The sequence below is a fragment of the Kiloniella sp. genome, assembly GCF_048259265.1.
Lineage (GTDB): Bacteria > Pseudomonadota > Alphaproteobacteria > Kiloniellales > Kiloniellaceae > Kiloniella.
Genome location: NZ_JBLXHT010000004.1, coordinates 162,085 through 185,095 on the forward strand (window position 1 = coordinate 162,085; position 23,011 = coordinate 185,095).

Consider the following 23,011-nt stretch of genomic DNA (forward strand, 5'->3'; position numbering starts at 1 on the left):
CATGGTCTGATTTATTAATCGCAATTTATTGTGGTATGAGATCGATGATTGCAGTTCGTTATACCTAAGCATTCTGATTGTACGTCTAAAAAGGAACGTCAACGGCCTTACACAGAAATCTCATCAGAGGGGCTGCTGTTTTAAACCCTTCAACAACTTCGTTTAAAAACTCAGGACGTTGAGCTGCTTTGGGTGTTGTCCGATGCATGAGGAAAAAGGTTTTTCGCTTAAGGTCTTTGATATGTGGCTCATCTGCTGAGAAACCCTTTGGTGGACGCTTGAGTCCATCGCCACCAATTTCACCGAAAACATCACGTATTTTTTGGTCAGATAAAACCTTCTCCCACTCTTTTGGGCGATCAGAGATTGCGCGTCTGATCATATAAAGTGCATCACTTGGCGGCATCCAGATTCCGCCACCATACAGCACTTCGTCCGTGGCCAGATGGACATAAAAGCCCGGCGCGTGTGCATCCCGCCCCAATGAATGGCGGAAATGACACGCTGCATGTTCTTTGTAGGGCCGCTTGTCTTTCGAGAATCTGACATCGCGGTGGATTCTGAACATCGACCCGCCATTGCGACGGGCATCAGCCACGAAATGAGGGGTAATTTCAGCAAGCGGTTCGACCATTGCCTGAATAAAATCCAGCAAATGATCCTGTAACGTTTCCCGGTATCGCGCTTTGTTTTCGGCGAACCAATCCCGGGTATTGTTTTCTTTTAGATCGTCGAGAAACTCAAACCCTGCTTTGGGAAAACCGGGAAAGTCAGTGCTCATTTTTATCCCCCTCGTTGAAACATACTGCCATCAAACTTTGGAATGTCACTGTCCATGATATCCCAAGATACAGCCTGTTTCACAAACATATCTGCATCAGCTGAATAAAGCTCGGGATTATCCAGACTCATTGCGACAATCAAAACCATCCCTTTGGCAATTTCCGGCGTCCCGTAGATTCGGCTGTTACATTTTGAACAGCAATAGCTTTTCATTGCACCACCACTTCCGCCCTGATGCTCAAAGCAATTCAAATCGCCGGTGACAGAAAAGCTGTCTTCCGGCACGCCCATCACGGCGACATAAGGGCTACCGCTTAATTTTTGGCAATCGCGACAATGACAATTCACTTTAAAAAACGGTTTTTGACAATTCGTCTGATAGCGAACCTGCCCACACAAACATCCGCCTTCGATAATTTCAGTCATTTTTATCTCCATTAATTATGTTTTTGATCGAATACCTCACTAACTTGCAAAATAAAAGTGACTTGATTATGGCAACCTATAAACGAAATGTCACTCCTTTGCCACTTTTCAAAAGAGATCATGACCACAACATCCAATAGCTGCCATATTTCAGACACTTACCTTTTTTCTGACACAGGAATGTTTGAAAGATGCACCCAACTTTGCCCTCTTCTTGTTCCTTCTCAAATGCCCGATGAGAACTTAACTTTTGCTCATCGACGCAATCAATTTGTCAACAAAGGAACAGACAATGAAAAAATTAATTTCTAGTGTTATCGCTCTTGGTCTTATCGCATCTGCATCAATCGCAAGTGCAGCTGAAATGACAGGCCGCGTTATGACAGCGGACCCGGCAACAAACACAATCGTTCTTGAAAACGGTACAGTTATGGAGCTCATCGACGGTCTGACTGTTGAAGGTCTGGAGCCAGGTACAGAAGTTGTCCTGACTTATGATGAAAAAGAAGGCAAAAATCTGGTTACCAACATTGCACCAGCTTCTTAATAAGGCTGGTTTATTAACCAAGCACACTTAGTTACCTGAATAGCCGGCAAGTCAGCGAGACCAAACCCCATTCGCCCTTGTCGGCTTATTCATTTCTGGGTACATGTTTTAGAAAGTTTAGTTTTCTAAATCAGGTTTCTTAAGTTTATCTCTAGATCCGGCGAGCCGTTTCTTTCGCGCTTCGGCGTAACGTGTGGCTAATTTAAAAGACAGCCAGTACCCCAAGGCACCAAGACCGACGCTATAAGGTACAAACCCAACCAGAATTGAAGTTCCGACCTGCTCCAGCATAAAGTGGGTAACCTCTACAACCGTTTCCCAAATGCCGCCCTCAAGCGTCAGATGTTCACTCATCATCCTTGAAAAATCTTTAAAATTCTTCTCGCCGTCAAAATCCAACAGTATTAACCGGCCCGTAATATAGTACAGATAATAAAGCGGGATCATGGTAACCGGATTAGAAAGCCAAGACCATGCCATGGCAATAATCAAACTGAATTGCCACTTAAAAACATACCGACAAAGCCACCAAGCTATAAAAACACTATAAAGCTGGATACCGACTGTCGGTGTCATCCCAAGGGCCAAGCCCATCATGACACCACGCGCGACGGTTTCAGGCTGGTCAACAGATCGTAAAACAGGAATTGCGAGACGGAAATAGAGAAGACGAAGCAAACTAGCAATAGTTTCCTTCTTATTTCGGGCGTGAATTTTCTTCTTAAACCAGAATCTCATTTAGTCTTTTACAAACGCCCTTTGTTTCCGTTTTTTTGGCGATCTTTTTTTATCGTCCTTGTGACCGCTCTTAGCGACTGTTATAAACCAAAATCACCTATAGTCCACGGACAAAAATCCGCCTTTCACGAGATAGCGGAAACCAAAGGACCTTGAAACTATCTCATGCAAAGGGCAGCAACAGCATGAATCTTCCCAATTGGCTTAGTGTGTTTAGAAGTGGCGCAGGTTTTATCGTCATTTATCTTCTCCTACAGGGAACACAATCATATTTACTTGCGGCTATCGTCGTTATGATGATTGCAGAGATTTCAGACATGGCAGACGGCCATATCGCCCGTCGCTATGGACAGGTCACCAAACTGGGCATGATCATCGACCCAATGAGTGATAGCCTCTATCGTGCCATGGTCTTTATCGGTTTCTTGGGGATCGGTTGGATTCCCGTCTGGTTCGTTGCCATCATCATCACCCGCGATATCGTTGTTTCTTACTTGCGAATCTTTGCCCAGCAACAGGGCTTTACCATGGCCGCAAGATCCAGCGGTAAAATCAAAGCCATCGTTCAGGCCTGTGCACAGGTTTGGACAGTTGGCCTCTACGCGCTTAGCGGATTTTTCAGCCAATATATGGATACGGTTCAGGTATCTTTCTGGCTATTGGCAATCGCAACGGCTGTGACAGCATGGTCCGGTATTGATTATGCCCTTGGCTATATTAAGTCCATGCGGGAAGCCAACTAAGAACTTTCTAGCTCACAGCAAAAACAGCCCGATCACTATTTGATGATTTTGGCCTTGTTAGTCTTCGCCGATTTCAATCTTATCCGTTACCCACGGGGCGAATGCCGCGATTTCCGGCATGCATCTTTGTGTAAGAGTATCGCGAGATATATCGCTTATCATCTTTTGCAGCGATTCAAGTTCATGACGGCGTGTCGCCAGCATCAAACTGCGGGAAAAAGCAGGGCCGGGAAGCGGTTCACAACGAATATTGCCCAGATGTGTCTTCGCCTGCAACAGGCACAGCGGCGTGGTGATCGCCCAACCTATGCTCACGGCAACCATTGCCAAAGTCGTATCTGCCGTGTCGAACTCAAACCGACGCCGTGCAATAATATCAAGCGAACGTAAATGGTTTTCGATATTAATTCCGGTTAAGGATCGAGAACTGTATCGCACCAGTGGCAGATCCTGATTCAACTGGCTCAAGCTTTCCACTGGCTTGCCATAAGTGGCAGGTAACGCCAGAACAAATGGTTCTTGCAACAAGCGATGCGAAATAATGCGTTCGTCGGCTGGAATACTGCCTTCGGTGATCACCACGTCAACTTCGCGGGTGAAGAGACGTTTGAAGTGTAACTTTGTCAAACCAGACCAAACGGACCACTCCACGGCTTCATCCATCAGGCCGCTGACCAGATGCGGGCCAACCGTCGTGCCAAAGGAATCAACCATTCCCACATTCAACCTCGGCAGAGATCTTTGCTGATAGGCCCTGACAAGAAAGGATGTTTCCCGAGCTGTATCCAGCAGCGACTTCGCACGCTCAAACAAGGTTCGACCTGCAGATGTCAAAGCCGGCGGACGCACCGAGCGATCCATCAATTGCACCGCCATTTTTTTCTCAAGCGCACCCACTGCCTGAGAAACCGCAGATTGAGAAATATCCTTGTGCTGGGCTGCCGCTGTCATGCCCCCCGTTTCAACAACGGTGACAAAAATATCCAGCGCGCGCAGATCAAGGTCAAAATCTGACATCAGCTCAACAGCATGCTCGCAAGCTCAACGAACCCCTTGCCACTCCGCTCTTTGGTGACCCACGTTGGTTCATGGGGAATCCTATCTGCGAAATCCTTCACATTTGCAACGCCGACGGAATGTGGAAAACGCGCGAACATCGGCGCGTCGTTCGGCGAATCACCGGAAAAAACGACCTGATCCAGAACCTGATCCAGCTCCTGACTATATGCTTCACGGAACAGAACCTCGGTCATGGATAGTTTGTCATAGTCGCCAAACCAGCCGTTCACATGAATTGAGCTTACCTTTGCCTTGGCTCCTGCTTCTTCAAACAGCGAGACAATCCTGTCGATTGATTCCTGACCAAGGGGAATGACGTCTTCACAAAAATCTACAGCAAGATCAGCAACCCGATAGTCTTGATCAGATGCGATTCCAGCCCCCGGAACTTCCAAGGGTATAGACTGGCGCAGCTGATTAATGCGCTTGCGGTCTTCCGCGCGCTCTTCTGCTTCTTTCCAAAAGCGGCAAGTCATCTTCTTGGCATGATGTTCATAGCGAAAGTAAAATGCGCCATTTTCACCAACAATGGCATCAACAGGCCACATACGGGCAAAATGATCACACCATCCCGCTGGACGCCCTGTAATCGGAATAACCTTGAACCCCGCCTTGCTCAAATTTTCCAAAGCAACATAACTCTCAGCACTAAGCAGACCATCGGTCGTTACCGTATCGTCTATATCTGTCAGGACATAACGAATCTGGTTTTTTGCAGCTTGCGGAAAATCACATAAGGGTTTCATTCTGTTCCACCATCAATAGGGCCAAAATAACAGTCTATTGGTCCTGAAATTAATCTGTACATATAATCGACACTCATATGTACAGCGGTAAATATAAAAAGAAAAGGAGAGGCCAAGGCTATTGATCCCCCTTATAATTCGGGTCTTATTAGTCCCATTTAATCCGTCATCTTTTTGAAAACAGCTGCAAGCCTTTTACAGCCGGATTCAATCTGATTCTGATGACATGCTCCATACCCCAATAGAAGACCCTGCCTGGCAGTGGTTTTATTATTATAAAAAAGAGATAAAGGTGATGCCGAAAGATTCATCTTGTCTGCTTCGGCAACAATTTCACGATCCGTCGTCTTCTCACTTACTGTATCTGTAAAATAAGCGGTGATATGTAACCCCGCGATGTTCGGATTTATTTCCAGATAATCAGATAAATATTTCTCTATTCCTTGAACGAGCATTTTCTGTCGTTGCGCATAAACTTTCCGCATACGCCTGATATGCGAAGAAAAATGTCCTTCCGCCATAAAATCGGCTAACGCGGGTTGAGCTAACAGAGAAGAGCGTTCATCCATCAACATTCGCGCAGATCGAACAGCATCGACAAGATGCTCAGGCACGACGAGGTATCCCAAACGTAAAACATGAAACAGAACTTTGGAAAAAGATCCCAGATAAACAACGCGGGACGCCCCTTGCGTATGCCCTCTTCTTTCCGCTTCTAACCCCTGCAAAGAAGAAATCGGTTTGCCTGAAAACCTGAACTCACTCTCGTAATCATCTTCCAATATCCATGCGTCGTTCTCTTCAGCCCAGTCAAGCAATTCAAGGCGTCGCCTTAAAGACATCACCACACCTAGTGGATACTGATGCGATGGCGAGACAACCGCCATTCGGGCATTTTCAGCCATTGATCGACCAGCTTGAACGGAAAGACCTTCGTCATCAACAGGAACAAAAGCCATCTCTATACCCGCAGAATGCAGTGGACCCTTTAGACCGGGATACCCCGGCTCTTCAAACCAGGCTGTATCCCCTGAATCCAAAAGAATACGCGCCATGAAATCAGTTGCCTGTCGAGCCCCAGACGTAATCATAATCTGCTGCCAGTCACACTTTATTCCCCGGGCAACACGTAAATAATCAGCGATCTCTTTACGAAGTGGAATATACCCACAAGGGTCTGGGTTCCTGAGCAGATCATCCTTTGGATAACGCCAAGTGCGGGAAAGAGATCGTGCCCAAAGTGGAAAAGGAAAGGATTCAACGTCCGTCATGCCCGGTGAAAATGCTGGATGGTTTTTATGCGCTCGCTTCTCTTTTTGCATAATCGCCAGTTGCTCTCCGCGTTTGGAAAGCCCTCGCTGGCTGGCATCCGATGCCGCCTGCCGATAAGAAGACGACTTTGCAGATGCCAGACCGATGTCATCCGGTAGTTCATTCGAAATATAGGTACCAGAGCCACTCAACCCTTCCAGATACCCTTCGGCAAGCAACTGGTCAAAAGCGCCCAAAACCGTGTTGCGAGAACAAGCCAATTCCTTTGCCAAAGACCGGGTTGAAGGCAATCTTTCTCCTGGTTGCAAACGACCAATCAACACCATTTCTCTCAATTGAAAAAACAGCTGATGCTGAAGAGATTCGTTACTGGTTTTATCCAAAACCACGTCTAACAAAGGAGTATTTGTTGGTTTCCCAACCATCATAACCTCAACATTGGCCCTTAAAAATGATAACATTATTTTTAAATTATTAGAGCCATTTATCAAGGTTTCAGGAAAAAATCATGGCTTGCACCCCGACAAATTGAACCCTGACAATATCAATACTGCAGAACACAGTGATCTTTGCTATGAAAGTTTATCTATCCGATACAAAGTCGAGCCCTATGACCAAAACACCGCAAGAAAATTCGAACCTCCTCGCTATACTTGCGCCCTGTACCTTTGTTTTGATTTGGTCAACAGGCTTTGTTTTCGCCAAAATGGCCCTCCCCTACGCAGAAACAATGACGCTTTTAACCACGCGGTTCTTAATCGCAGTGGGCTTGCTTCTGCTTATTTCATTGATCTGGAAAGCAAAATGGCCAAAGAGTCTGATGCAAGCTGCCCATATTGCGGTGGCTGGCGTACTGTTACATGCAATCTATCTAGGGGGTGTTTTTGCATCTATTGAATTGGGCCTGCAGGCTGGTGTTGCGGCATTAATCGTAGGAATTCAACCGCTTTTAGTAGCTTTTGCAGCTGGTGTTTTCTTGAAAGAAAAAATTACACTCAGACAATGGATTGGTCTTTTCCTAGGGGTCAGCGGAGTAATTCTGGTCGTCTGGGCAAAGCTTGAAAATGGCCTCGGCACACCATTGGGGGTCAGCATCGCCGTTCTTGCCCTGTTTGGTATATCAATTGGGACCGTTTATCAAAAACGCTTTTGTGACGAGATGGACTTACGGACCGGGGCGGTTATTCAATATACAGCGGCCTCAATTCCCACGGGCATAATCGCTTATACGACTGAAAGCATGACCATAAACTGGACCGGAGAAATGGTCTTTGCCATGTTCTGGTTGGTTGTGGTGCTATCTGTCGGGGCGATAAGCCTGCTCTATATTTTAATCCGCAAAGGGGCGGCCTCAAAGGTATCAAGCATGTTCTTTCTTGTGCCTCCTACCGCGGCCCTCATGGCATGGGTTCTTTATGATGAAACCTTTAGATCTACAGCCTTGATTGGCATGACCATGACGGTGGTTGGCGTTGCTTTGGTAAATTTACGCCCACTTAAAAGATTTGGCTTAAGAACCAGACCAAGCTGAGAGATAACTACTTTTTATTGCCCATCAAACGATCTTCCAGATCGCACGATTCATCAATAATCAACGTATAGAGCTTGCGCACAAAGTCCGCATCCAAGCCTTTTCCCACACCTGTATCGGCATTTCTTTCGCGGACTTCATCAACCCTGTCTTGCAATATAGCTGGGATATTGTGTTTGTTTTTTAATTCCGCCACTTCACGAATAATCTCGAAACGCTGAGAAAAAAGCTCCATGATCTGATCATCAAGATCATCAATGCGCCGACGGTAAGGGCTAAGAAGCTCCATAGCTATTTGGTACTCCGACTTTTAAAGTATTAGAAACGATACAGATGAAAATGATTTAAAAATCAACACAGATACCTTTACGCTCCCAATCACCATAGCGCGTTGGCTCTGGCCCACTTGGCCCTCCAATTTCAGGCTTTTTATCCAAGCCTTCCATCAGCTGTTTTTCACGCTGAAGACGCGCCTCCATGGCCTTATCAAGGTCATCAGGCGTAACCTTCCTTCGTTTCGCACCAGAAGTGACATCACCCGGTGCCGGGAAATGATTCTTCCGAGTTTTTTGATTAGGCGTATGTGTCGTAAAAGATCTTGTCATAACTACTCATATGGCATGTCACGATGATAATGCCAAGCCTTCGAGCCAAAAGATATAACGCAACTTGTCGCGCCTTTTCCAAACAACAACTTACCTGTATTGTTACCAATATTTCATCAAGAACATAGCACCTGCGCAAAAATAGCTCTTTCTTCCCACTATTTTCATGGTAAACCCTAGCCCATGACTGAAAAACACAACAAACACGACAAAGCTGCTGGATCAAAAAACAAAACAAGTAACAGGCCCAAAAGTGGTCGACCTGTTAACCCCAGGAAGCTCGTTCTTAATCTTTTGAAAGACATCATGCGGGAACAGAAAACCCTTGATGAAGCCTTGAACAATAACAAGGCTGATTTTGAAAGCATGGAACGACGCGATAGAGCTTTTGCTCGTTTGTTGATTTCGACCCTTATGCGTCGCCTAGGACAAATTGATAAAGCTATAAACGCCTGCATGAAGCGACGCTTACCTGCCAAAATGGCTGACGTCCGTGATATTATACGTTTAGGCGCCGTCCAGTTGCTGTATCTCGACACACCACCCCATGCAGCCGTCAGCACCAGTCTTGACCTTGCCAGAGGACCAAAACTCAGTGGCAATAAACCCGTCATGAACGCTGTTTTGCGCCGCCTTGCCCGCGAAGGCAAAGATATGTTGGCCAAGATGGATGAGAGTCAGGACAATTTGCCGAACTGGCTTTGGAAAAAATGGGCCGCAACCTATGGCGAAGAAACAGCCAAGGCAATTTCACTCAGTCACCTTGCCGAAGCACCACTGGATTTGACCGTAAAAGACTCTCCGAATGAATGGGCTGAAAAGCTCGGTGGCGTTGTTACATCCGGTAATTCTATACGTTTACCCCCTGGTACGGGCGATCCTGTCTTCCTTGAGGGTTACGCAGAAGGGCATTGGTGGGTTCAGGATTTTGCTGCAAGCCTTCCTGTTTTGTTACTCGGATCAGTAAAAGGCAAAAAGGTCGGCGATATTTGTGCCGCACCTGGTGGGAAAACAGCCGAACTCATCACTGCTGGCGCAGAGGTAACGGCTATCGATTCTTCAGCAAAGCGTCTAACTCGGGTTCACGAAAACCTCGAACGTCTTCAACTGGACGCAGAAGTAATTCAAGCCGATGCAACAACCTGGCTACCAAATGAAGAGTTTAACGCTCTCCTTCTTGATGCTCCTTGTTCTGCAACAGGCACTTTGCGAAAACATCCTGAATTAGGTCGAATTAAGCGACCGGAAGACATCGAAACATTAGCTGAATTGCAAAGTGAGTTGCTTGAAAATTGTGCCAAAATGATTAAGACGGGCGGTACGCTTGTTTATGCCACCTGTTCGCTTGAGCCTGAAGAAGGGCAATACCAGATAGAGCGTTTTCTCAAGAAAAACGGCACTAGCTTCGAGCGTGTTCCCGTCAAGCCCGAAGAGCTTGGTAGTGCTGATTGGTTGCAAACTTTACTGACTAAAGAGGGTGACCTTAGATGCTTGCCATGTCATAGACATGACGAAGGCGGCATGGACGGGTTTTACGCCTGCCGCCTTCGAAGAATTTCCTAAGAATTTTCCTCAGGCAGCTCGAATTCCTTGGATAAACTCTTCAACACTTTTACGCATGTCATTAGCTTGTCGCGCCAGACCTTCGGACGCTTCCAATACTTGCTGAGAAGAATTTCCGGTCTGTGTTGAAGCTTCGCTTACGCCCTGCATATTCGACGTAACCTCGGCTGTACCTGCCGAAGCTTCTTGAACATTACGTGATATCTCCTGTGTCGCGGTACCTTGTTCATCAATAGCCGTAGAAATAGAGACTGAGATTTCATTCATTGATTCAATTGTTTTACCAATAGCTTCAATTGCAACAACGGCCGTTTTCGTAACGCTTTGCATTTCATCAACCTGACCACTGATTTCTTCCGTGGCTTTGGCCGTTTGATTAGCAAGGTTCTTCACTTCGCTCGCAACAACGGCAAAGCCTTTCCCAGCCTCACCTGCCCTAGCAGCTTCAATCGTAGCATTCAACGCCAAGAGGTTGGTTTGCTCTGCAATATCAGAAATGAGGCCAACGACTTCACCAATACGGTTCGAAGCTTCTTCCAAACCCTTAATCGTTGCAATATTTGCATCTGCTTTGGAAACAGCATCACTGGCAATTTTACTTGATTCGCCAACCTGACGATTGATTTCTTCGATAGAACAGCTTAGTTCTTCAGCCGCAGCCGCAACGGTCTGCACATTCACCGATGCTTCTTCCGCAGCGGCAGCCACAGTATTTGAACGAACCGCTGTATCCTGAGCAACAGAAGACATTTCGCCAGAAGTTGTGTTCATCTGAGACGCCGCAGCACTCACACCCGTTAGAATCTGATTACTATCTGCTTCAAACTGCGCCACCAGTTCTTCTATCCGTTTGGTTCTTTCCTCACGCAATGCCACCATCTCTTGCTCTTTCTGGGCCATTTCATCTTGCTTGATGGCATTCTCTTGGAAAGTTTGCAGTGCTGAAGCCATATCGCCGATTTCATCAGCACGCCCCACACCGGATACTTCAAAGGATTTATCACCATTGGCTAGCATCAGCATTTCTGACGTTGATTGGCGAATAGGGTTGCTAATAGAGCGCGCAAAATACCACCCGAGAAGCGCAACAAGAACAAGAACACCCACACCAATCATTAGAATATAAAAACCGGCTGTATGCGATGGCACGAGAACTTCTTCCTCGTCAATTTCTGCCATCAAAGCCCAGCGAACGCCGTGAAGATCAAGTGGTTGATAAGCAGACAAAACATTTATACCCCGATAATCAGGGACAATTGCTATGCCCGTTTCGCCCTTTAGTGCTTTGGTAACTGTCTCGGTTTTCACCTCAGTCTTCAATATTGTTGATTCTTCTGCAAATCTGGAATCACTACGCATCAGGTAATCCGAACCCACAATATAGGTCTCGCCGCTTTCACCCATTCCCGCTTGCTGTTGTAGAACATTATTAATACGATCAATCGGCATTTGAAAAACCAAAACACCTTCAATGCCCTTTGCTGAAATAATTGGTGTCGACATAAAGCTGGCCGGAGCACCATAACTCGGCGCATAAGGAGCAAAGTCGATAAAGTTGAGCGACCCAGCTTTTGCGTCTTTCATTGCAGCCTTAAAGGCTTGGGCCAAACCGGAATTTTTATACTTTCCGTTATTAAGATTTGTTGCATAATCAAGCTCTTTGAAAACCGTATAGACAACGTTGCCTTCAACATCGATAAGGAAAATATCGTAGTACCCTCGACCTTCTAGCATTTGTCGGAACCATGGGTGAAAACTACGGTGATCTGAATGGTAAGAGCCTTCTATTTTTGGGCCGTTATATAAATGCTTCTCGCCGATTTTCTCAGGGTTCCCCCCCGCATTCGTTGCTTCAGCTGTTGAATCATTAATATAGACACCATGTAAAGATTTCAGCGGGTCGCCATGTCGGCTCTTTTCGTCTTGAAAACCCAGTGCAAGGCTTGACATCGCATCCTGAACATATCCATTCCCCGCAGTAATCTGAATGTCTTCTTCTATCGACTTCACATAATCCAGTAATGCTGAATTCCGAGCTTCCGCTAGCGCCACTAACGTTTGTTCTTCCTGATGCATAAGACTTGCTGACGTATTGAAAACGCTAAACACGCCCACAGAAACAACAGAAACCGCAGAGATAATTATAAATAAAATCGGAAGTTTTTTAGATATTCGAATATCGAATAATTTAGAGATTTCCATCGTCTTTCAGGCCCTCCTAGCACCTAATGTGAATTATTCGTCACCCTCAGTATTTATTATCTTTCACCGAAAACGCTTAATTCAACGACCATCATGCATACCATGATATGCAATAATTCTTAAAGAATCATTTATATAGTTGGTCATGAAAATTTAAGTGAAGTTACACCTTACAAATTTTTGGATATTTGAGTCCGTAGAGCATATAAATTCAACAATAATTATATTCGCATTCAATAATTAAAATTTTCAAAATTAAAACAATACTAATTATTTATTTTAATTTTCAAGTATTGGAATAGACATCCCTACCTTAACGGAATCCATCACAATATTTGTTTTGAATTTACTGACTGCCGTATTGCCAAAGAAATATTCACGGGTAAATTGCTCATAGTGTTGAATATCCCGTACCAATAGCACCAAGATAAAATCGGCCTCACCGGTTGTATAATAACACTGCTGAACTTCTTCTGCCTGTCGCATACGCTTTTTGAAACCATCGAGTACATTCAGGTTTTCACGCTCAAGACTTATTTCCGCAATCACAGTCATTGGATGACCCATTTTTTTAGGATCAAGCAGTGCCACTTCTGCTCTGATAACACCATTATCCTTTAGCTTTTTCAACCTCTTTTGAACTGCAGCAGGTGATAGCCCAATTTCTGCGCTAATCTTTTCAGCAGTCATCCGGCTATCTTTTTGAACATGGAAAAGAATTTTATAATCAAAAGAATCCATTATTATTCTCATCTGAAATAAGATTTATTTTTATGAAATTAGTCTTCATAAAATCATAATTCAATAAATTTAATATCATTTTCAATGTATCCTTATTCGTAAGAATTAAAGGAGTTGATGATGACCGATGTCACACCAGATGCATTTCAATATCAAAAACAAAAACTGATCGACATACGTCATGATTTACATCGCAATCCTGAACTCGGGTTCGAAGAACAAAGAACAGCCCAGAAAATTGCTTTAGAACTCAAATCTTATGGTTTGGAAGTTCATGAGAAAATTGGCGGTACTGGCGTTGTCGGCATTCTAAAAAAAGGTCACAGAAATCAAGCAATAGCATTGAGAGCCGACATGGATGCACTCCCCATACAAGAAACCAGTCGTCATGAATATTGCTCAACAACAAAGGGAAGAATGCACGCCTGTGGGCACGATGGCCACACAACAATGCTTCTCGGTGCAGCGCAATTTTTGTCAGAAAAACAAAACTTCAACGGTACAGTTATTTTTATCTTCCAGCCAAATGAAGAGAATGGTCTGGGTGCCGCTGCAATGGTCAAAGATGGTATTTTCGAAAAATTTCAAATCGACGAAATATACGGAATCCATAATTTACCTGGTGCTCCCCTTGGAGAGTTTTCCACAAGACCCGGCACTATTTGTTCCAGCGAGAGCTTGTTTGAAATCGCGATAAACGCGCGCGGCGGTCATTCTGCCATGCCGCAAAAAGGGGTCGATGCAATTCTTGTTGGCTCTGAAATTGTCCAAGCGCTCCAATCTATCGTTGCACGTAAAATGGACCCGGGATGTGGTGCTGTCGTCTCCATTACCGAATTCATAACTGACGGACGCAGAAATGTCCTTCCCGGTTCTGCAATACTTAAAGGAGATGTGCGCGCCCGAACACCAGATGATCGAGAGAAAATCAAAACTCATATGCAGCGGCTCTTGTCCGGTATAGCTCAAGGTCACAATGTCGAAGCAGGTTTCAGCTTTAACACCGAATTTATTGAAACCATTAACACAGCCGAACAAACCCAAATCGCACTTCAAGCGGCAAGAAGGATTAGTGACAACGTTCAAGGCGACCGGGAACCAATGTCCTTCTCGGAAGACTTCGCATTGTTTTCCCAAAAGAAACCAGGTTGTTTTATGTTAATGGGCAACGGCATAGAAGGTACTCATGGCAAACCTCTTCACGCTTCTGACTATGACTTCAATGACGATGCACTTACAATCGGCGCGGCCTATTGGGCGCAGCTTGTGAAAACCCGTTTACCTGAATAATTATCAAGTTTTTCCCCCACGCCTTTACCACAAGTAGGATAAATTTCATGTTAGATACCTTTTCTGCCGATACTATTAAGCACGTATCTTACGCCCGACACACTGGGGAAGCCTTCAAAAGCGTTATCACACCACAGGATTTTACTGATGCATCCAGCGAAATTATGTCGTGGGAGAGATACACAGCGACACCGCTTCATCCTCTAAAAAGCCTCGCTCAGCAACTTAATCTGGATAATATTTTTTATAAGGACGAAGGACCAAGGTTTGGTCTTGGATCTTTCAAGGCCTTGGGCGGTGCCTACGCAGCTGCAAGAGTGTTACAGCGAGAGCTATATAATAAATTCAATAAAAAAATATCCCTTTCAGATCTTCGCTCGGGAAAATACGTTTCCTTAACAAAAGCAATCACACTTGTTTCTGCGACAGATGGAAATCATGGACGTTCCTTAGCTTGGGGTGCCCAAAAATTTGGTGCTGATTGCAAGATATACATCCATGCAGAAGTCAGTGAAGAACGCGCCAAAGCGATGAGATATTTTGGTGCCGACGTTATTCGCATAGATGGCGATTACGATGATTCTGTTCGCATTACAAAAACCAATGCCGAAGAAAACAACTGGTTCATTGTCTCAGACACATCATGGGATAACTACATACAACCACCAACAGACGTTATGGCTGGCTATGGCGTTATGACAAATGAAATCACACAGGAACTCTCTCCACCGCCAAGTCATGTATTCCTACAGGGCGGGGTCGGGGGTCTCGCGGCATCCGTTTGTGCCGCCTTACGGCAAAAGTGGGAAAAAGCTTCTCCGCGCGTTATTATTGTCGAACCCGACTTGGCCAGTTGTCTTTATGCAAGTGCGGTGAAAGATACACTAACATCAGTTCAAATAACCGAAGAAACCATCATGGCAGGTTTATCCTGCGGTGAACCCTCGCCTCTCGCGTGGAATATCTTACGTGAAGAAGCGTCAGACTTTCTGTCTATACCAGATCTGTTTATTGCGCCGGCTATGAAGTTACTCGCAAAACCGATAGGTAATGATCCAGCTATCGAAGCCGGGGAATCTGCAGTTGCTGGACTAGCTGCAATTATTACCGTTGCTCAGGATACTGCCCTTCGTAACGACTTTCGGATAGATAAAACATCAAGAGTTTTGCTTATTGGGTCAGAAGGTGCAACGGACAGAGCCCTCTATGACAAAATCATATCCGGGTAATTCGTATTCCATCTAATTCACAACAAGACATTATCTGGCAATTGCTTGCGAAGATGAGGCTATACTGCTACCAAAGTGGAGAAAATTATCTCTGTTAGCAGAGCCTCGCTTCCTCGGATAAAAGAACCGGATAAATGCAAAAAACTACACGTATCGCCCCCTCTATCCTTGCCGCTGATTTTTCTCAATTAGGACAAGAAATTCAACGCCTAGATCAGGCTGGTGCAGATTATATACATGTCGATATTATGGACGGGCACTTCGTACCCAATATTTCGTTTGGCCCTTCCATAACCAAAGCGGTTCGCCCGGTAACAAAGAAGCCATTTGATGTTCATTTGATGATTTCACCCATCGATCTCTACATCGAAGCTTTTGTAGATGCTGGTGCAGATATAATAACAATTCATCCTGAAGCTGGTCCACACTTTCATCGCACAATCCAACTTATCAAATCACTTGGTGTAAAAGCCGGGCTTGCGCTCAATCCCGGTACCCCGATTGATATCGTTGATCACGTTATTGAAGATCTTGATCTTTTATTGGTTATGTCTGTGAACCCCGGTTTTGGGGGGCAATCTTTCATTCCCGGCGCTCTTGGAAAAATTTTAGCCCTGAGGAACAAAATTGATGCTCTTGGCAAAGATATTGATCTAGAGGTTGATGGCGGCATCAATTTTGATACCGCACCACAGGCCATCGAAGCTGGAGCTGATTTGCTTGTCGCGGGCACGGCAACCTTTCGCGGAGGACCTAACAACTATGCGAACAACATCAAGAAACTAAAAGGGCTGTAAGAGCATCCGCCTATGGAAGGCCAGAGCCAAACCGAGAAAAGAGATGCGAACAAAAGCACTGGTCGTTGGATCAATGGCCAAAGCAATGTGTCTGAACGCTTGGCTTCCTTCCTTAGGCTGCCCAATTCATTAATTTTCCAGAAAATCGGATACAAGTTAAAATATCCTCTGCTTATCAGCCCACTTTATAATTGGGTAATAAGTCGCAAGGCCATCCCGAATCTGGTTTTTACACCAACCGATCCCTGGTTGGGTGATACGAATCAAGGCAGGGCAATTCTATCAGGACAGATTGAACTGTCCGGGCAAGTCATTAACAATCCCTCCCCACTATGGAATCCTGTGGGGGCAGAGCTGGATTGGGTTAAAGAATTACATTCCTTCAGTTGGTTAAGATCCTTACGTGCCGCAGCTGGGGATCAGGCACGACGAACAGCACGAGAAATGCTGAACCAATGGATAAGAGATAATAACCGTTGGCGCCCTCTAACATGGGAACCTTCGATAACAGGATGCAGGCTCTATAACTGGTTAGGACATTACGAATTTATTGGTAGTTCTGCCGATATCAATCTTCGCCAAAGTATCCACGATAGCATCGCAAAACAGGCCCGTTACCTTTCTTCAACCTTACCCGCAGGCCTTACAGGGGTAGAGCTTATTCGTGCCATTAAAGGGTTATTATACGCTGGCGTTTGTTTACCAGAAGGCGACGTATGGCTTAAACGCGCTTTAGACTTACTTAGCCAGGAACTCACCCGCCAAATCTTGCCTGATGGTGGCCATATACAACGAAGCCCTCACATCCATTTGGAAGTGTTGCGCCATCTGATTGATATTAGAGCAACCTTACACACAGGAAAAAAGCACGTTCCCGGTTCTATAGTTTCAGCAATTGAATCTATGTCTCCCGTTTTGAGAATGTTCCTTCACGGAGATGGAGGTTTAGCCCTTTTCAACGATTCTAACGAAGACCATGGCTGGCAAATTGACATGGTTCTTCGGCGTGCAGAAGGAAGAAAACAACCGCTATTAGCTGCACCACAAAGTGGCTTTCAACGATTACAGTCTGGCCGCATCACAGTGATCGTAGATGCTGGGGCACCACCACCACCGGGATATGACCTCACAGCACACGCTGGTACACTTAGCTTTGAATTATCTGTCGGGCGAGAACGATTAATCACGAATTGTGGTGTCCACAGGAACCATCCACAATGGCGGTGGATTCCCCGGGCAACAGCCGCACACACAACAGTAACGCTTGCGGAAACAAATTCTGCGCACCTGACGCCTCGTGGGGGGCTTGCCAAACGCCCCGATAACGTCACTTGTCGTAGAGAAGAAGACAGCAACGGCGAGATTCGTTTGGAAATGTCTCACGATGGATACTTGAACAAATCAGGCATACTTCATGATCGCACTTTGATCGCACTTCCCAAAGGCGAAGGAATTAAAGGTAATGACATATTACGTTTCTCGGAAAGCTTAGACGAAAGAGATCGACACGAGTTTTCTGGTCGCTTTCACTTGCATTCTGATGTCAAAGCGTCCCCCATAAGTGGTGGCAACGTTGTATTATTAAGCCTACAAAAAGGGGGCGGTTGGCAATTTTCCTGCGAAGGGGCCAACCTATCATTGGAGCCAAGTGTCTATCTTGGAAAAGCAGGCGAAATACGACGAAGTCAACAAATTGTCCTGTCGGGGATAACAAGTACCAGTGATACAAAAATCAAATGGTCACTTATCAGAGTAAATACTAAAAAATCTACATCAAAAAACAACCAATCTAACCTATGGGATCAATGACAGAGTTACTCCACGTCCTGACAATATTCGCTATTTCCCTACTTGCATCATGTGTAGCAACCGCGATGCTTCGGAAAGTTCTGATTAACAAGAGTATTCTCGATAATCCGAATGAACGGAGTAGTCACACCATCCCGACACCCAGAGGCGGTGGGCTTGCTTTGATGGGAATCATCCTTCTTGGATGGGCTGGCCATGGGTCTGCGTCATTGACCCCTCTACCGGGGTTTTGGTTTATATTTACCGGCTCTATTGTCTTGATGGCAATTTCATGGCTGGACGATTTAAAAAATCTTTCCCCGAAATTTCGCTTGTTGATACAAATTATTGTGGTGGTGATCAGCCTTTGGGGGATTAACCATGACGGACAAGAAATCAAACTATTCCCAGCGATTGTCCCGCAGTGGATTGATTACATCTTCATTGGCCTATCATGGGTATGGTTTATTAATCTCTATAACTTTATGGACGGTATTGACGGCATAACAGGTGTAGAGACGTCCACAATTACCTTGGGGCTAGTTCTTATTGCGTCCTATTTTTCCTGGCAAACTGATGCTTTTTATTTACCGCTGTTTGTCCTTGCGGCAACATTGGGCTTCTTAATTTGGAACTGGGAACCAGCAGCAATTTTTCTTGGTGATGTCGGTTCCATTCCACTGGGATATATTCTCGGATGGTTTATGATTTTCTTGATCATAAAAGGCATGTGGGCAGCCGCTTTCATTTTACCGCTCTATTATCTATGTGACGCGACCATTACACTGCTAAAACGCGCAGTGCGAAAACAAAAAATCTGGGAAGCACATAAGGAACATTGTTACCAAATTGGTGTGCAAAATGGCCTCAGCCACAAAGCGGTTTCCTTAACCATTTTAGCCTGTAACATCGTCTTAATTGCCTTAGCACTTTTCCTAAGTGCTGATTACCCATGGTATAGCCTGCTCATTTCTTTTATTCTTGTATTCAGTACAATGAAGCTGTTGAAAAAGAAGCAATCACAATAAGAAATCAGAAATTATCAACAGATCCATGTGAAAGCTTACTGGTCAACTTTAGACATTGCCAGTAAAGTGAAACCAAATTAAGTAAGTCATTCTATTCACTACATTGCCGTCAGGAAAATTATCAAATGAAGTTTATTAGAACTTCACGTAGCAAATCATTGATCGCATTTTCGCATGACCTTTTCATGCTTGCGATTTCGTTTGCTCTTTCCCTGGCGCTCCGTATGGATGTCAACGACGCGGCAGCAATTCCATCTCTTAGCCTGTTTCCCGCTTGGGCACTCTTCATCCTGATAGGGATTGGCACCTTCTGGATGCTTGATTTCTATAGAGGTACCTGGCGTTACGCCTCAATGAATGATTTACTCAACATAATAAAGGCTTCAAGTCTTGTTATGTTGTTATTCCTTCCAATCCTCTTTTTTTGGAACCGCCTTGAAGACATCCCAAGAAGCTCTCTGATTATCAACTGGTTCGTCCTCATCTTTCTCCTCGGTGGTCCACGTATGGTCTACCGAATATGGAAAGATCAGGGCGTGCGAAGGCTCATGGAAAAGGATAGTCATCTTAGGGTACCCGTATTCCTAATCGGTTTTGACGATATTGCCGAAGCCTTTCTCAGACATATAACAAGGGACCCCACCAGCGCCTACGAAGTTGTCGGTATCCTGGATCCAACAGGTCAAGAAGCAGGCAGACGTATGCATGACCTACCCATTATGGGGCCGCTGGAAAAATTACAGGATGCCTTGGATAAAGTAGCTTCTAGCAATAGACGTCCCCAACGAATTATAATGTCAAAAGTCATCGACAGGGACGGTATGCAACATATTAACGATGTTGCCGCCCATAATAATTTACTTATCGAACGCTTGCCCAACCCAACGGAATTCAAAAGCAATTTTGGCAATGAAATAGAAGTTAAACCAATTGCGATTGAAGATCTGCTCGGTCGCCAACAGGCCAAGCTGGATCGCCCAGCCATGGCAAAACTTATATCTGGGAAACGCGTTCTTATCACAGGCTGTGGTGGGTCAATCGGGTCCGAGCTTTCCCGACAAATTGCCTCGTTTACACCATCTCATATAATTCTGTTAGATAGCTCTGAATTCAATCTCTATTCCATCGATATGGAATTATCTGAAGACTATCCAGAATTGGAACGAGATGCCGTTCTTGGTGATGTTCGGGACCAATCTCGCCTCAACCAAATATTCGATCGTTTCCGACCCGAACTTGTTTTTCACGCTGCAGCTTTAAAACATGTTCCCCTTGTCGAAGCGAACCCCATTGAAGGTATCCACACCAACGTACTAGGCACCAAAAACACTGCCGATGCCTGTCGTCGAGTTGGTGTACAAACTATGGTTTTGATTTCTACTGACAAAGCCATTAACCCACCTAATATTATGGGTGCCAGCAAACGATTAGCTGAAAACTACTGCCAAACCATGGACTTGGCAGGTAAACAAGAGAACAAAACCCGCTTTGTTACCGTACGATTTGGTAACGTTCTTGGTTCAACAGGATCTGTTGTGCCCTTGTTTGAACGGCAACTGAAATCTGGGGGACCACTGACTGTGACTCATCCAGACATCACCCGGTATTTTATGACAATAAAAGAAGCTGTAGAACTGGTGCTTCAAACCATGACTCTTGGCGCGGCTATGGCCCGTGAAGATGCGGGTAAAATTTATGTGCTGGATATGGGCGACCCCGTGAAAATTGCTGATCTCGCCAAACAGGTCATCCGGCTTGGAGGGTTTGAGCCAGAAAAAGACATCAAAATTCAGTACACAGGTCTCCGCCCCGGCGAGAAACTATACGAAGAATTATTTCATGAAACAGAACCTCTTCTGCCCACAAGACACGGCAGCTTGAAATTGGCAACACCAAGAATTACAGATCGAGATATCCTTAACCGCGATCTTGATCATTTATCCAGCCTGATCGACCAAAGAGATCGGGAAAGAGTCATTGAACAATTGTGTCGCCTTGTTCCTGAGTATAATGGAAGTTTAAAGCCTGATTTGGCATTAAACAAACATCAAGACAAACAATTCAACGAAGCTCTTTCCCAGTAAATTTTACTGACTGAGTATCTTGGACGAAATGCATCCACCTTAATTTTGAACATCACACGCAATAAATTTGTGCCTCGTTCATCCTATAATACGATATACATTGCATCCTATGACCCTTCGGTTTATTAGTGCCCTTGCCTAAGAAAATTTCGGCCAACATTGATTATTTTTGACGTAAAAAACGAACTAAAATGATCTATACTTCCCGCCCCGGCGGGCAACCGGGGTGGAAGACAGCTGCAAGGAACTGCTATGTCTGACACCATCCGTCGTGCTCTCGTTTCCGTATCTGATAAAACAGGTCTCGTTGAATTCGGTAAATTTCTTGCTGACCAAGGAATTGAAATCCTCTCCACAGGAGGCTCCGCACGCGCATTAAGCGAAGCAGGCATTCCCGTAAAAGAAGTTTCTAGCCACACAGGCTTTCCGGAAATTATGGACGGGCGCGTAAAAACGCTGCACCCAAAAATTCACGGCGGTATTCTAGCCCGACGTGATCTCAAAACACACACAGACGCCATGGCAGAACATGACATTGCGCCAATTGATCTGGTTGTTGTGAATCTTTATCCTTTCGAAGCAACGCTCAAATCCGGTGCAGACTACGATAAATGTGTTGAAAACATTGATATCGGTGGTCCTGGGATGGTTCGTGCAGCCGCCAAGAACCATGGCTTTGTGACGATTGTCACTGACCCAAGTGACTATGCATTGGTACAAGACGAGATGAAAGCAAATGGCGGCGCAACGACCAAAGAAACCCGTCGCAAACTTGCAGCAACAGCCTACAGCCACACGGCGCGTTATGATTCGATGATTTCAAATTGGCTTCAAGGTGAATGTAGTGTCGACTTCCCGCGTGAAACCACTTTGGGTGGCAAGCTCAAACAGTCTCTACGCTATGGAGAGAACCCGCATCAGGTAGCCGCAGTCTACAAGTCTATTGATGCGCGTCCCGGCGTTGTCACAGCACAGCAGCTACAAGGCAAAGAACTTAGCTACAATAACCTGAACGACACCGACGCAGCCTTTGAGCTGGTCTCTGAGTTCGATGCCCCGACAATTGCCATCATCAAACACGCAAATCCCTGTGGCGTGGCAACGGCAGATAATTTAAGCGATGCCTACAAAGCCGCGCTCGCCTGTGATCCGACCAGTGCTTTTGGCGGGATTATCGCCACCAATAAAACCATGGACGCAGCAACAGCCACACAAGTTGCCGATCTTTTTGCAGAAGTTGTTATTGCACCGTCAATTGATGACGAAGCCAAGGCGATCTTCGCAGCCAAGAAAAATTTGCGTGTTCTTGTAACCGGTGAAATGCCAAATCCGGCAGATACCGGCATGAACATGAAGACCATATCTGGTGGCTTCCTATTGCAAGGTCGTGACAATGGTCGCATTACTGCCGCAGACCTCAAGGTTGTGACCAAACGCCAACCAACCGAGCAAGAGATCGCGGATATGATCTTTGCTTTCAGAGTTGGCAAGCATGTGAAATCCAACGCCATCGTCTATGCCAAAAGTGGTGCAATCGTTGGCATTGGAGCAGGGCAAATGAGCCGGGTTGATTCATCCAGAATTGCGGCTTGGAAAAGCAAAGAAGCCGCAGAATCTGCTGGATTAAGCGAAGCCGGAACAATTGGTTCTGTTGTTTCTTCCGATGCCTTCTTCCCTTTCGCAGATGGCTTGCTCGCTGCTGCCGATGCCGGCGCTACAGCTGTTATCCAACCAGGCGGGTCCATGCGTGACGACGAAGTTATTGCCGCTGCTGATGAAGCAGGTCTTGCCATGGTTTATACAGGCATGCGCCACTTCCGCCACTAATACGGTACTCGC

Annotated in this window: 21 protein-coding genes; 11 read left to right on the forward strand and 10 right to left on the reverse strand. The window is 45.4% G+C overall.

The genetic code is table 11. The annotated features are described in order from the left end of the window. Positions 1-85: 85 nt before the first annotated feature. Positions 86-781 carry a DUF2461 domain-containing protein gene (locus ACN0QW_RS08960; RefSeq protein ID WP_417430702.1) on the reverse strand — a complete coding sequence of 232 codons (696 nt, stop codon included), beginning with the start codon at positions 779-781 and terminating at the stop codon, positions 86-88. Positions 782-783: 2 nt separating this feature from the next. Then, positions 784-1,209: a GFA family protein gene (locus ACN0QW_RS08965; protein ID WP_417430704.1), complete on the reverse strand. Its 426-nt coding sequence runs from the start codon at positions 1,207-1,209 to the stop codon at positions 784-786. A 292-nt stretch (positions 1,210-1,501) separates the two neighbouring features. Between ACN0QW_RS08965 and ACN0QW_RS08970 the strand changes: the two genes are divergently transcribed. Further along, positions 1,502-1,756, forward strand: coding sequence for a DUF1344 domain-containing protein (locus ACN0QW_RS08970; protein WP_299380656.1), 255 nt, complete (start codon positions 1,502-1,504; stop codon positions 1,754-1,756). Positions 1,757-1,873: 117 nt separating this feature from the next. Here ACN0QW_RS08970 and ACN0QW_RS08975 read toward each other — a convergent pair whose 3' ends face one another. Then, the gene (locus ACN0QW_RS08975; protein WP_417430707.1) at positions 1,874-2,494 is read right to left on the reverse strand and encodes a DUF2062 domain-containing protein; all 621 of its coding nucleotides are present in this window, start codon (positions 2,492-2,494) and stop codon (positions 1,874-1,876) included. Between the two features lie 185 nt (positions 2,495-2,679). Between ACN0QW_RS08975 and pgsA the strand changes: the two genes are divergently transcribed. Then, positions 2,680-3,237, forward strand: a complete 558-nt coding sequence (pgsA, locus tag ACN0QW_RS08980; RefSeq protein WP_417430709.1) for a CDP-diacylglycerol--glycerol-3-phosphate 3-phosphatidyltransferase — start codon at positions 2,680-2,682, stop codon at positions 3,235-3,237. Between the two features lie 57 nt (positions 3,238-3,294). On the opposite strand, the gene ACN0QW_RS08985 is transcribed toward pgsA, so the two are convergent. The 3 genes from ACN0QW_RS08985 to ACN0QW_RS08995 all read right to left on the reverse strand — a co-directional run bounded on the left by ACN0QW_RS08985 (position 3,295) and on the right by ACN0QW_RS08995 (position 6,775). Next, complete coding sequence (locus ACN0QW_RS08985; RefSeq protein WP_417430711.1) at positions 3,295-4,254, reverse strand: LysR family transcriptional regulator; 960 nt, start codon at positions 4,252-4,254, stop codon at positions 3,295-3,297. Then, a complete protein-coding gene (locus tag ACN0QW_RS08990; protein WP_417430713.1) occupies positions 4,254-5,042 on the reverse strand; it encodes an HAD-IIB family hydrolase in 789 nt (262 codons plus the stop codon). The genes ACN0QW_RS08985 and ACN0QW_RS08990 overlap by 1 nt, the downstream gene beginning before the upstream one ends. A gap of 158 nt (positions 5,043-5,200) precedes the next feature. Continuing rightward, entirely contained in the window at positions 5,201-6,775 is a 1,575-nt protein-coding gene (locus ACN0QW_RS08995) for a PLP-dependent aminotransferase family protein (protein WP_417430715.1), read from the reverse strand. A gap of 149 nt (positions 6,776-6,924) precedes the next feature. On the opposite strand from ACN0QW_RS08995, the gene ACN0QW_RS09000 reads away from it, so the two are divergent. Beyond that, positions 6,925-7,845 carry a DMT family transporter gene (locus ACN0QW_RS09000; protein WP_417430717.1) on the forward strand — a complete coding sequence of 307 codons (921 nt, stop codon included), beginning with the start codon at positions 6,925-6,927 and terminating at the stop codon, positions 7,843-7,845. A 7-nt stretch (positions 7,846-7,852) separates the two neighbouring features. On the opposite strand, the gene ACN0QW_RS09005 is transcribed toward ACN0QW_RS09000, so the two are convergent. Next, positions 7,853-8,134, reverse strand: coding sequence for a chorismate mutase (locus ACN0QW_RS09005; protein ID WP_417430719.1), 282 nt, complete (start codon positions 8,132-8,134; stop codon positions 7,853-7,855). Between the two features lie 55 nt (positions 8,135-8,189). Continuing rightward, positions 8,190-8,450 carry a DUF1674 domain-containing protein gene (locus ACN0QW_RS09010; protein WP_417430721.1) on the reverse strand — a complete coding sequence of 87 codons (261 nt, stop codon included), beginning with the start codon at positions 8,448-8,450 and terminating at the stop codon, positions 8,190-8,192. A gap of 183 nt (positions 8,451-8,633) precedes the next feature. Between ACN0QW_RS09010 and ACN0QW_RS09015 the strand changes: the two genes are divergently transcribed. Then, entirely contained in the window at positions 8,634-10,013 is a 1,380-nt protein-coding gene (locus ACN0QW_RS09015; RefSeq protein ID WP_417430723.1) for an RsmB/NOP family class I SAM-dependent RNA methyltransferase, read from the forward strand. Between the two features lie 9 nt (positions 10,014-10,022). Here ACN0QW_RS09015 and ACN0QW_RS09020 read toward each other — a convergent pair whose 3' ends face one another. After that, positions 10,023-12,215, reverse strand: coding sequence for a methyl-accepting chemotaxis protein (locus ACN0QW_RS09020; protein WP_417430725.1), 2,193 nt, complete (start codon positions 12,213-12,215; stop codon positions 10,023-10,025). A gap of 279 nt (positions 12,216-12,494) precedes the next feature. After that, positions 12,495-12,956, reverse strand: coding sequence for an Lrp/AsnC family transcriptional regulator (locus ACN0QW_RS09025; RefSeq protein WP_417430727.1), 462 nt, complete (start codon positions 12,954-12,956; stop codon positions 12,495-12,497). Between the two features lie 117 nt (positions 12,957-13,073). Here ACN0QW_RS09025 and ACN0QW_RS09030 point away from each other — a divergent pair, with 117 nt between their 5' ends. The 7 genes from ACN0QW_RS09030 (at position 13,074) to purH (ending at position 22,999) form a co-directional block, all read left to right on the forward strand. After that, complete coding sequence (locus tag ACN0QW_RS09030) at positions 13,074-14,246, forward strand: M20 aminoacylase family protein (RefSeq protein ID WP_417430729.1); 1,173 nt, start codon at positions 13,074-13,076, stop codon at positions 14,244-14,246. A 47-nt stretch (positions 14,247-14,293) separates the two neighbouring features. Further along, a complete protein-coding gene (locus ACN0QW_RS09035; RefSeq protein WP_417430731.1) occupies positions 14,294-15,475 on the forward strand; it encodes a diaminopropionate ammonia-lyase in 1,182 nt (393 codons plus the stop codon). A gap of 134 nt (positions 15,476-15,609) precedes the next feature. Further along, the gene (rpe, locus tag ACN0QW_RS09040) at positions 15,610-16,272 is read left to right on the forward strand and encodes a ribulose-phosphate 3-epimerase (protein ID WP_417430733.1); all 663 of its coding nucleotides are present in this window, start codon (positions 15,610-15,612) and stop codon (positions 16,270-16,272) included. 12 nt (positions 16,273-16,284) lie between these two features. Then, a complete protein-coding gene (locus tag ACN0QW_RS09045; RefSeq protein WP_417430735.1) occupies positions 16,285-18,081 on the forward strand; it encodes a heparinase II/III family protein in 1,797 nt (598 codons plus the stop codon). After that, complete coding sequence (locus tag ACN0QW_RS09050; protein ID WP_417430737.1) at positions 18,078-19,088, forward strand: MraY family glycosyltransferase; 1,011 nt, start codon at positions 18,078-18,080, stop codon at positions 19,086-19,088. Before ACN0QW_RS09045 ends, ACN0QW_RS09050 begins: the two co-directional genes overlap by 4 nt. Positions 19,089-19,213: 125 nt before the next feature. Beyond that, positions 19,214-21,172, forward strand: coding sequence for a polysaccharide biosynthesis protein (locus ACN0QW_RS09055; RefSeq protein ID WP_417430739.1), 1,959 nt, complete (start codon positions 19,214-19,216; stop codon positions 21,170-21,172). 252 nt (positions 21,173-21,424) lie between these two features. Then, complete coding sequence (purH, locus tag ACN0QW_RS09060; RefSeq protein ID WP_417430741.1) at positions 21,425-22,999, forward strand: bifunctional phosphoribosylaminoimidazolecarboxamide formyltransferase/IMP cyclohydrolase; 1,575 nt, start codon at positions 21,425-21,427, stop codon at positions 22,997-22,999. The last annotated feature ends 12 nt before the right edge of the window (positions 23,000-23,011 follow it).

Bases quoted from the DNA above. Each gene is read 5' to 3' on its own strand.
- ACN0QW_RS08960 (WP_417430702.1), bottom strand. From the start codon at position 781: ATGAGCACTGACTTTCCCGGTTTTCCCAAAGCAGGGTTTGAGTTTCTC.
- ACN0QW_RS08965 (WP_417430704.1), bottom strand. From the start codon at position 1,209: ATGACTGAAATTATCGAAGGCGGATGTTTGTGTGGGCAGGTTCGCTAT.
- ACN0QW_RS08970 (WP_299380656.1), top strand. From the start codon at position 1,502: ATGAAAAAATTAATTTCTAGTGTTATCGCTCTTGGTCTTATCGCATCT.
- ACN0QW_RS08975 (WP_417430707.1), bottom strand. From the start codon at position 2,494: ATGAGATTCTGGTTTAAGAAGAAAATTCACGCCCGAAATAAGAAGGAA.
- pgsA (WP_417430709.1), top strand. From the start codon at position 2,680: ATGAATCTTCCCAATTGGCTTAGTGTGTTTAGAAGTGGCGCAGGTTTT.
- ACN0QW_RS08985 (WP_417430711.1), bottom strand. From the start codon at position 4,254: ATGTCAGATTTTGACCTTGATCTGCGCGCGCTGGATATTTTTGTCACC.
- ACN0QW_RS08990 (WP_417430713.1), bottom strand. From the start codon at position 5,042: ATGAAACCCTTATGTGATTTTCCGCAAGCTGCAAAAAACCAGATTCGT.
- ACN0QW_RS08995 (WP_417430715.1), bottom strand. From the start codon at position 6,775: ATGTTATCATTTTTAAGGGCCAATGTTGAGGTTATGATGGTTGGGAAA.
- ACN0QW_RS09000 (WP_417430717.1), top strand. From the start codon at position 6,925: ATGACCAAAACACCGCAAGAAAATTCGAACCTCCTCGCTATACTTGCG.
- ACN0QW_RS09005 (WP_417430719.1), bottom strand. From the start codon at position 8,134: ATGGAGCTTCTTAGCCCTTACCGTCGGCGCATTGATGATCTTGATGAT.
- ACN0QW_RS09010 (WP_417430721.1), bottom strand. From the start codon at position 8,450: ATGACAAGATCTTTTACGACACATACGCCTAATCAAAAAACTCGGAAG.
- ACN0QW_RS09015 (WP_417430723.1), top strand. From the start codon at position 8,634: ATGACTGAAAAACACAACAAACACGACAAAGCTGCTGGATCAAAAAAC.
- ACN0QW_RS09020 (WP_417430725.1), bottom strand. From the start codon at position 12,215: ATGGAAATCTCTAAATTATTCGATATTCGAATATCTAAAAAACTTCCG.
- ACN0QW_RS09025 (WP_417430727.1), bottom strand. From the start codon at position 12,956: ATGGATTCTTTTGATTATAAAATTCTTTTCCATGTTCAAAAAGATAGC.
- ACN0QW_RS09030 (WP_417430729.1), top strand. From the start codon at position 13,074: ATGATGACCGATGTCACACCAGATGCATTTCAATATCAAAAACAAAAA.
- ACN0QW_RS09035 (WP_417430731.1), top strand. From the start codon at position 14,294: ATGTTAGATACCTTTTCTGCCGATACTATTAAGCACGTATCTTACGCC.
- rpe (WP_417430733.1), top strand. From the start codon at position 15,610: ATGCAAAAAACTACACGTATCGCCCCCTCTATCCTTGCCGCTGATTTT.
- ACN0QW_RS09045 (WP_417430735.1), top strand. From the start codon at position 16,285: ATGGAAGGCCAGAGCCAAACCGAGAAAAGAGATGCGAACAAAAGCACT.
- ACN0QW_RS09050 (WP_417430737.1), top strand. From the start codon at position 18,078: ATGACAGAGTTACTCCACGTCCTGACAATATTCGCTATTTCCCTACTT.
- ACN0QW_RS09055 (WP_417430739.1), top strand. From the start codon at position 19,214: ATGAAGTTTATTAGAACTTCACGTAGCAAATCATTGATCGCATTTTCG.
- purH (WP_417430741.1), top strand. From the start codon at position 21,425: ATGTCTGACACCATCCGTCGTGCTCTCGTTTCCGTATCTGATAAAACA.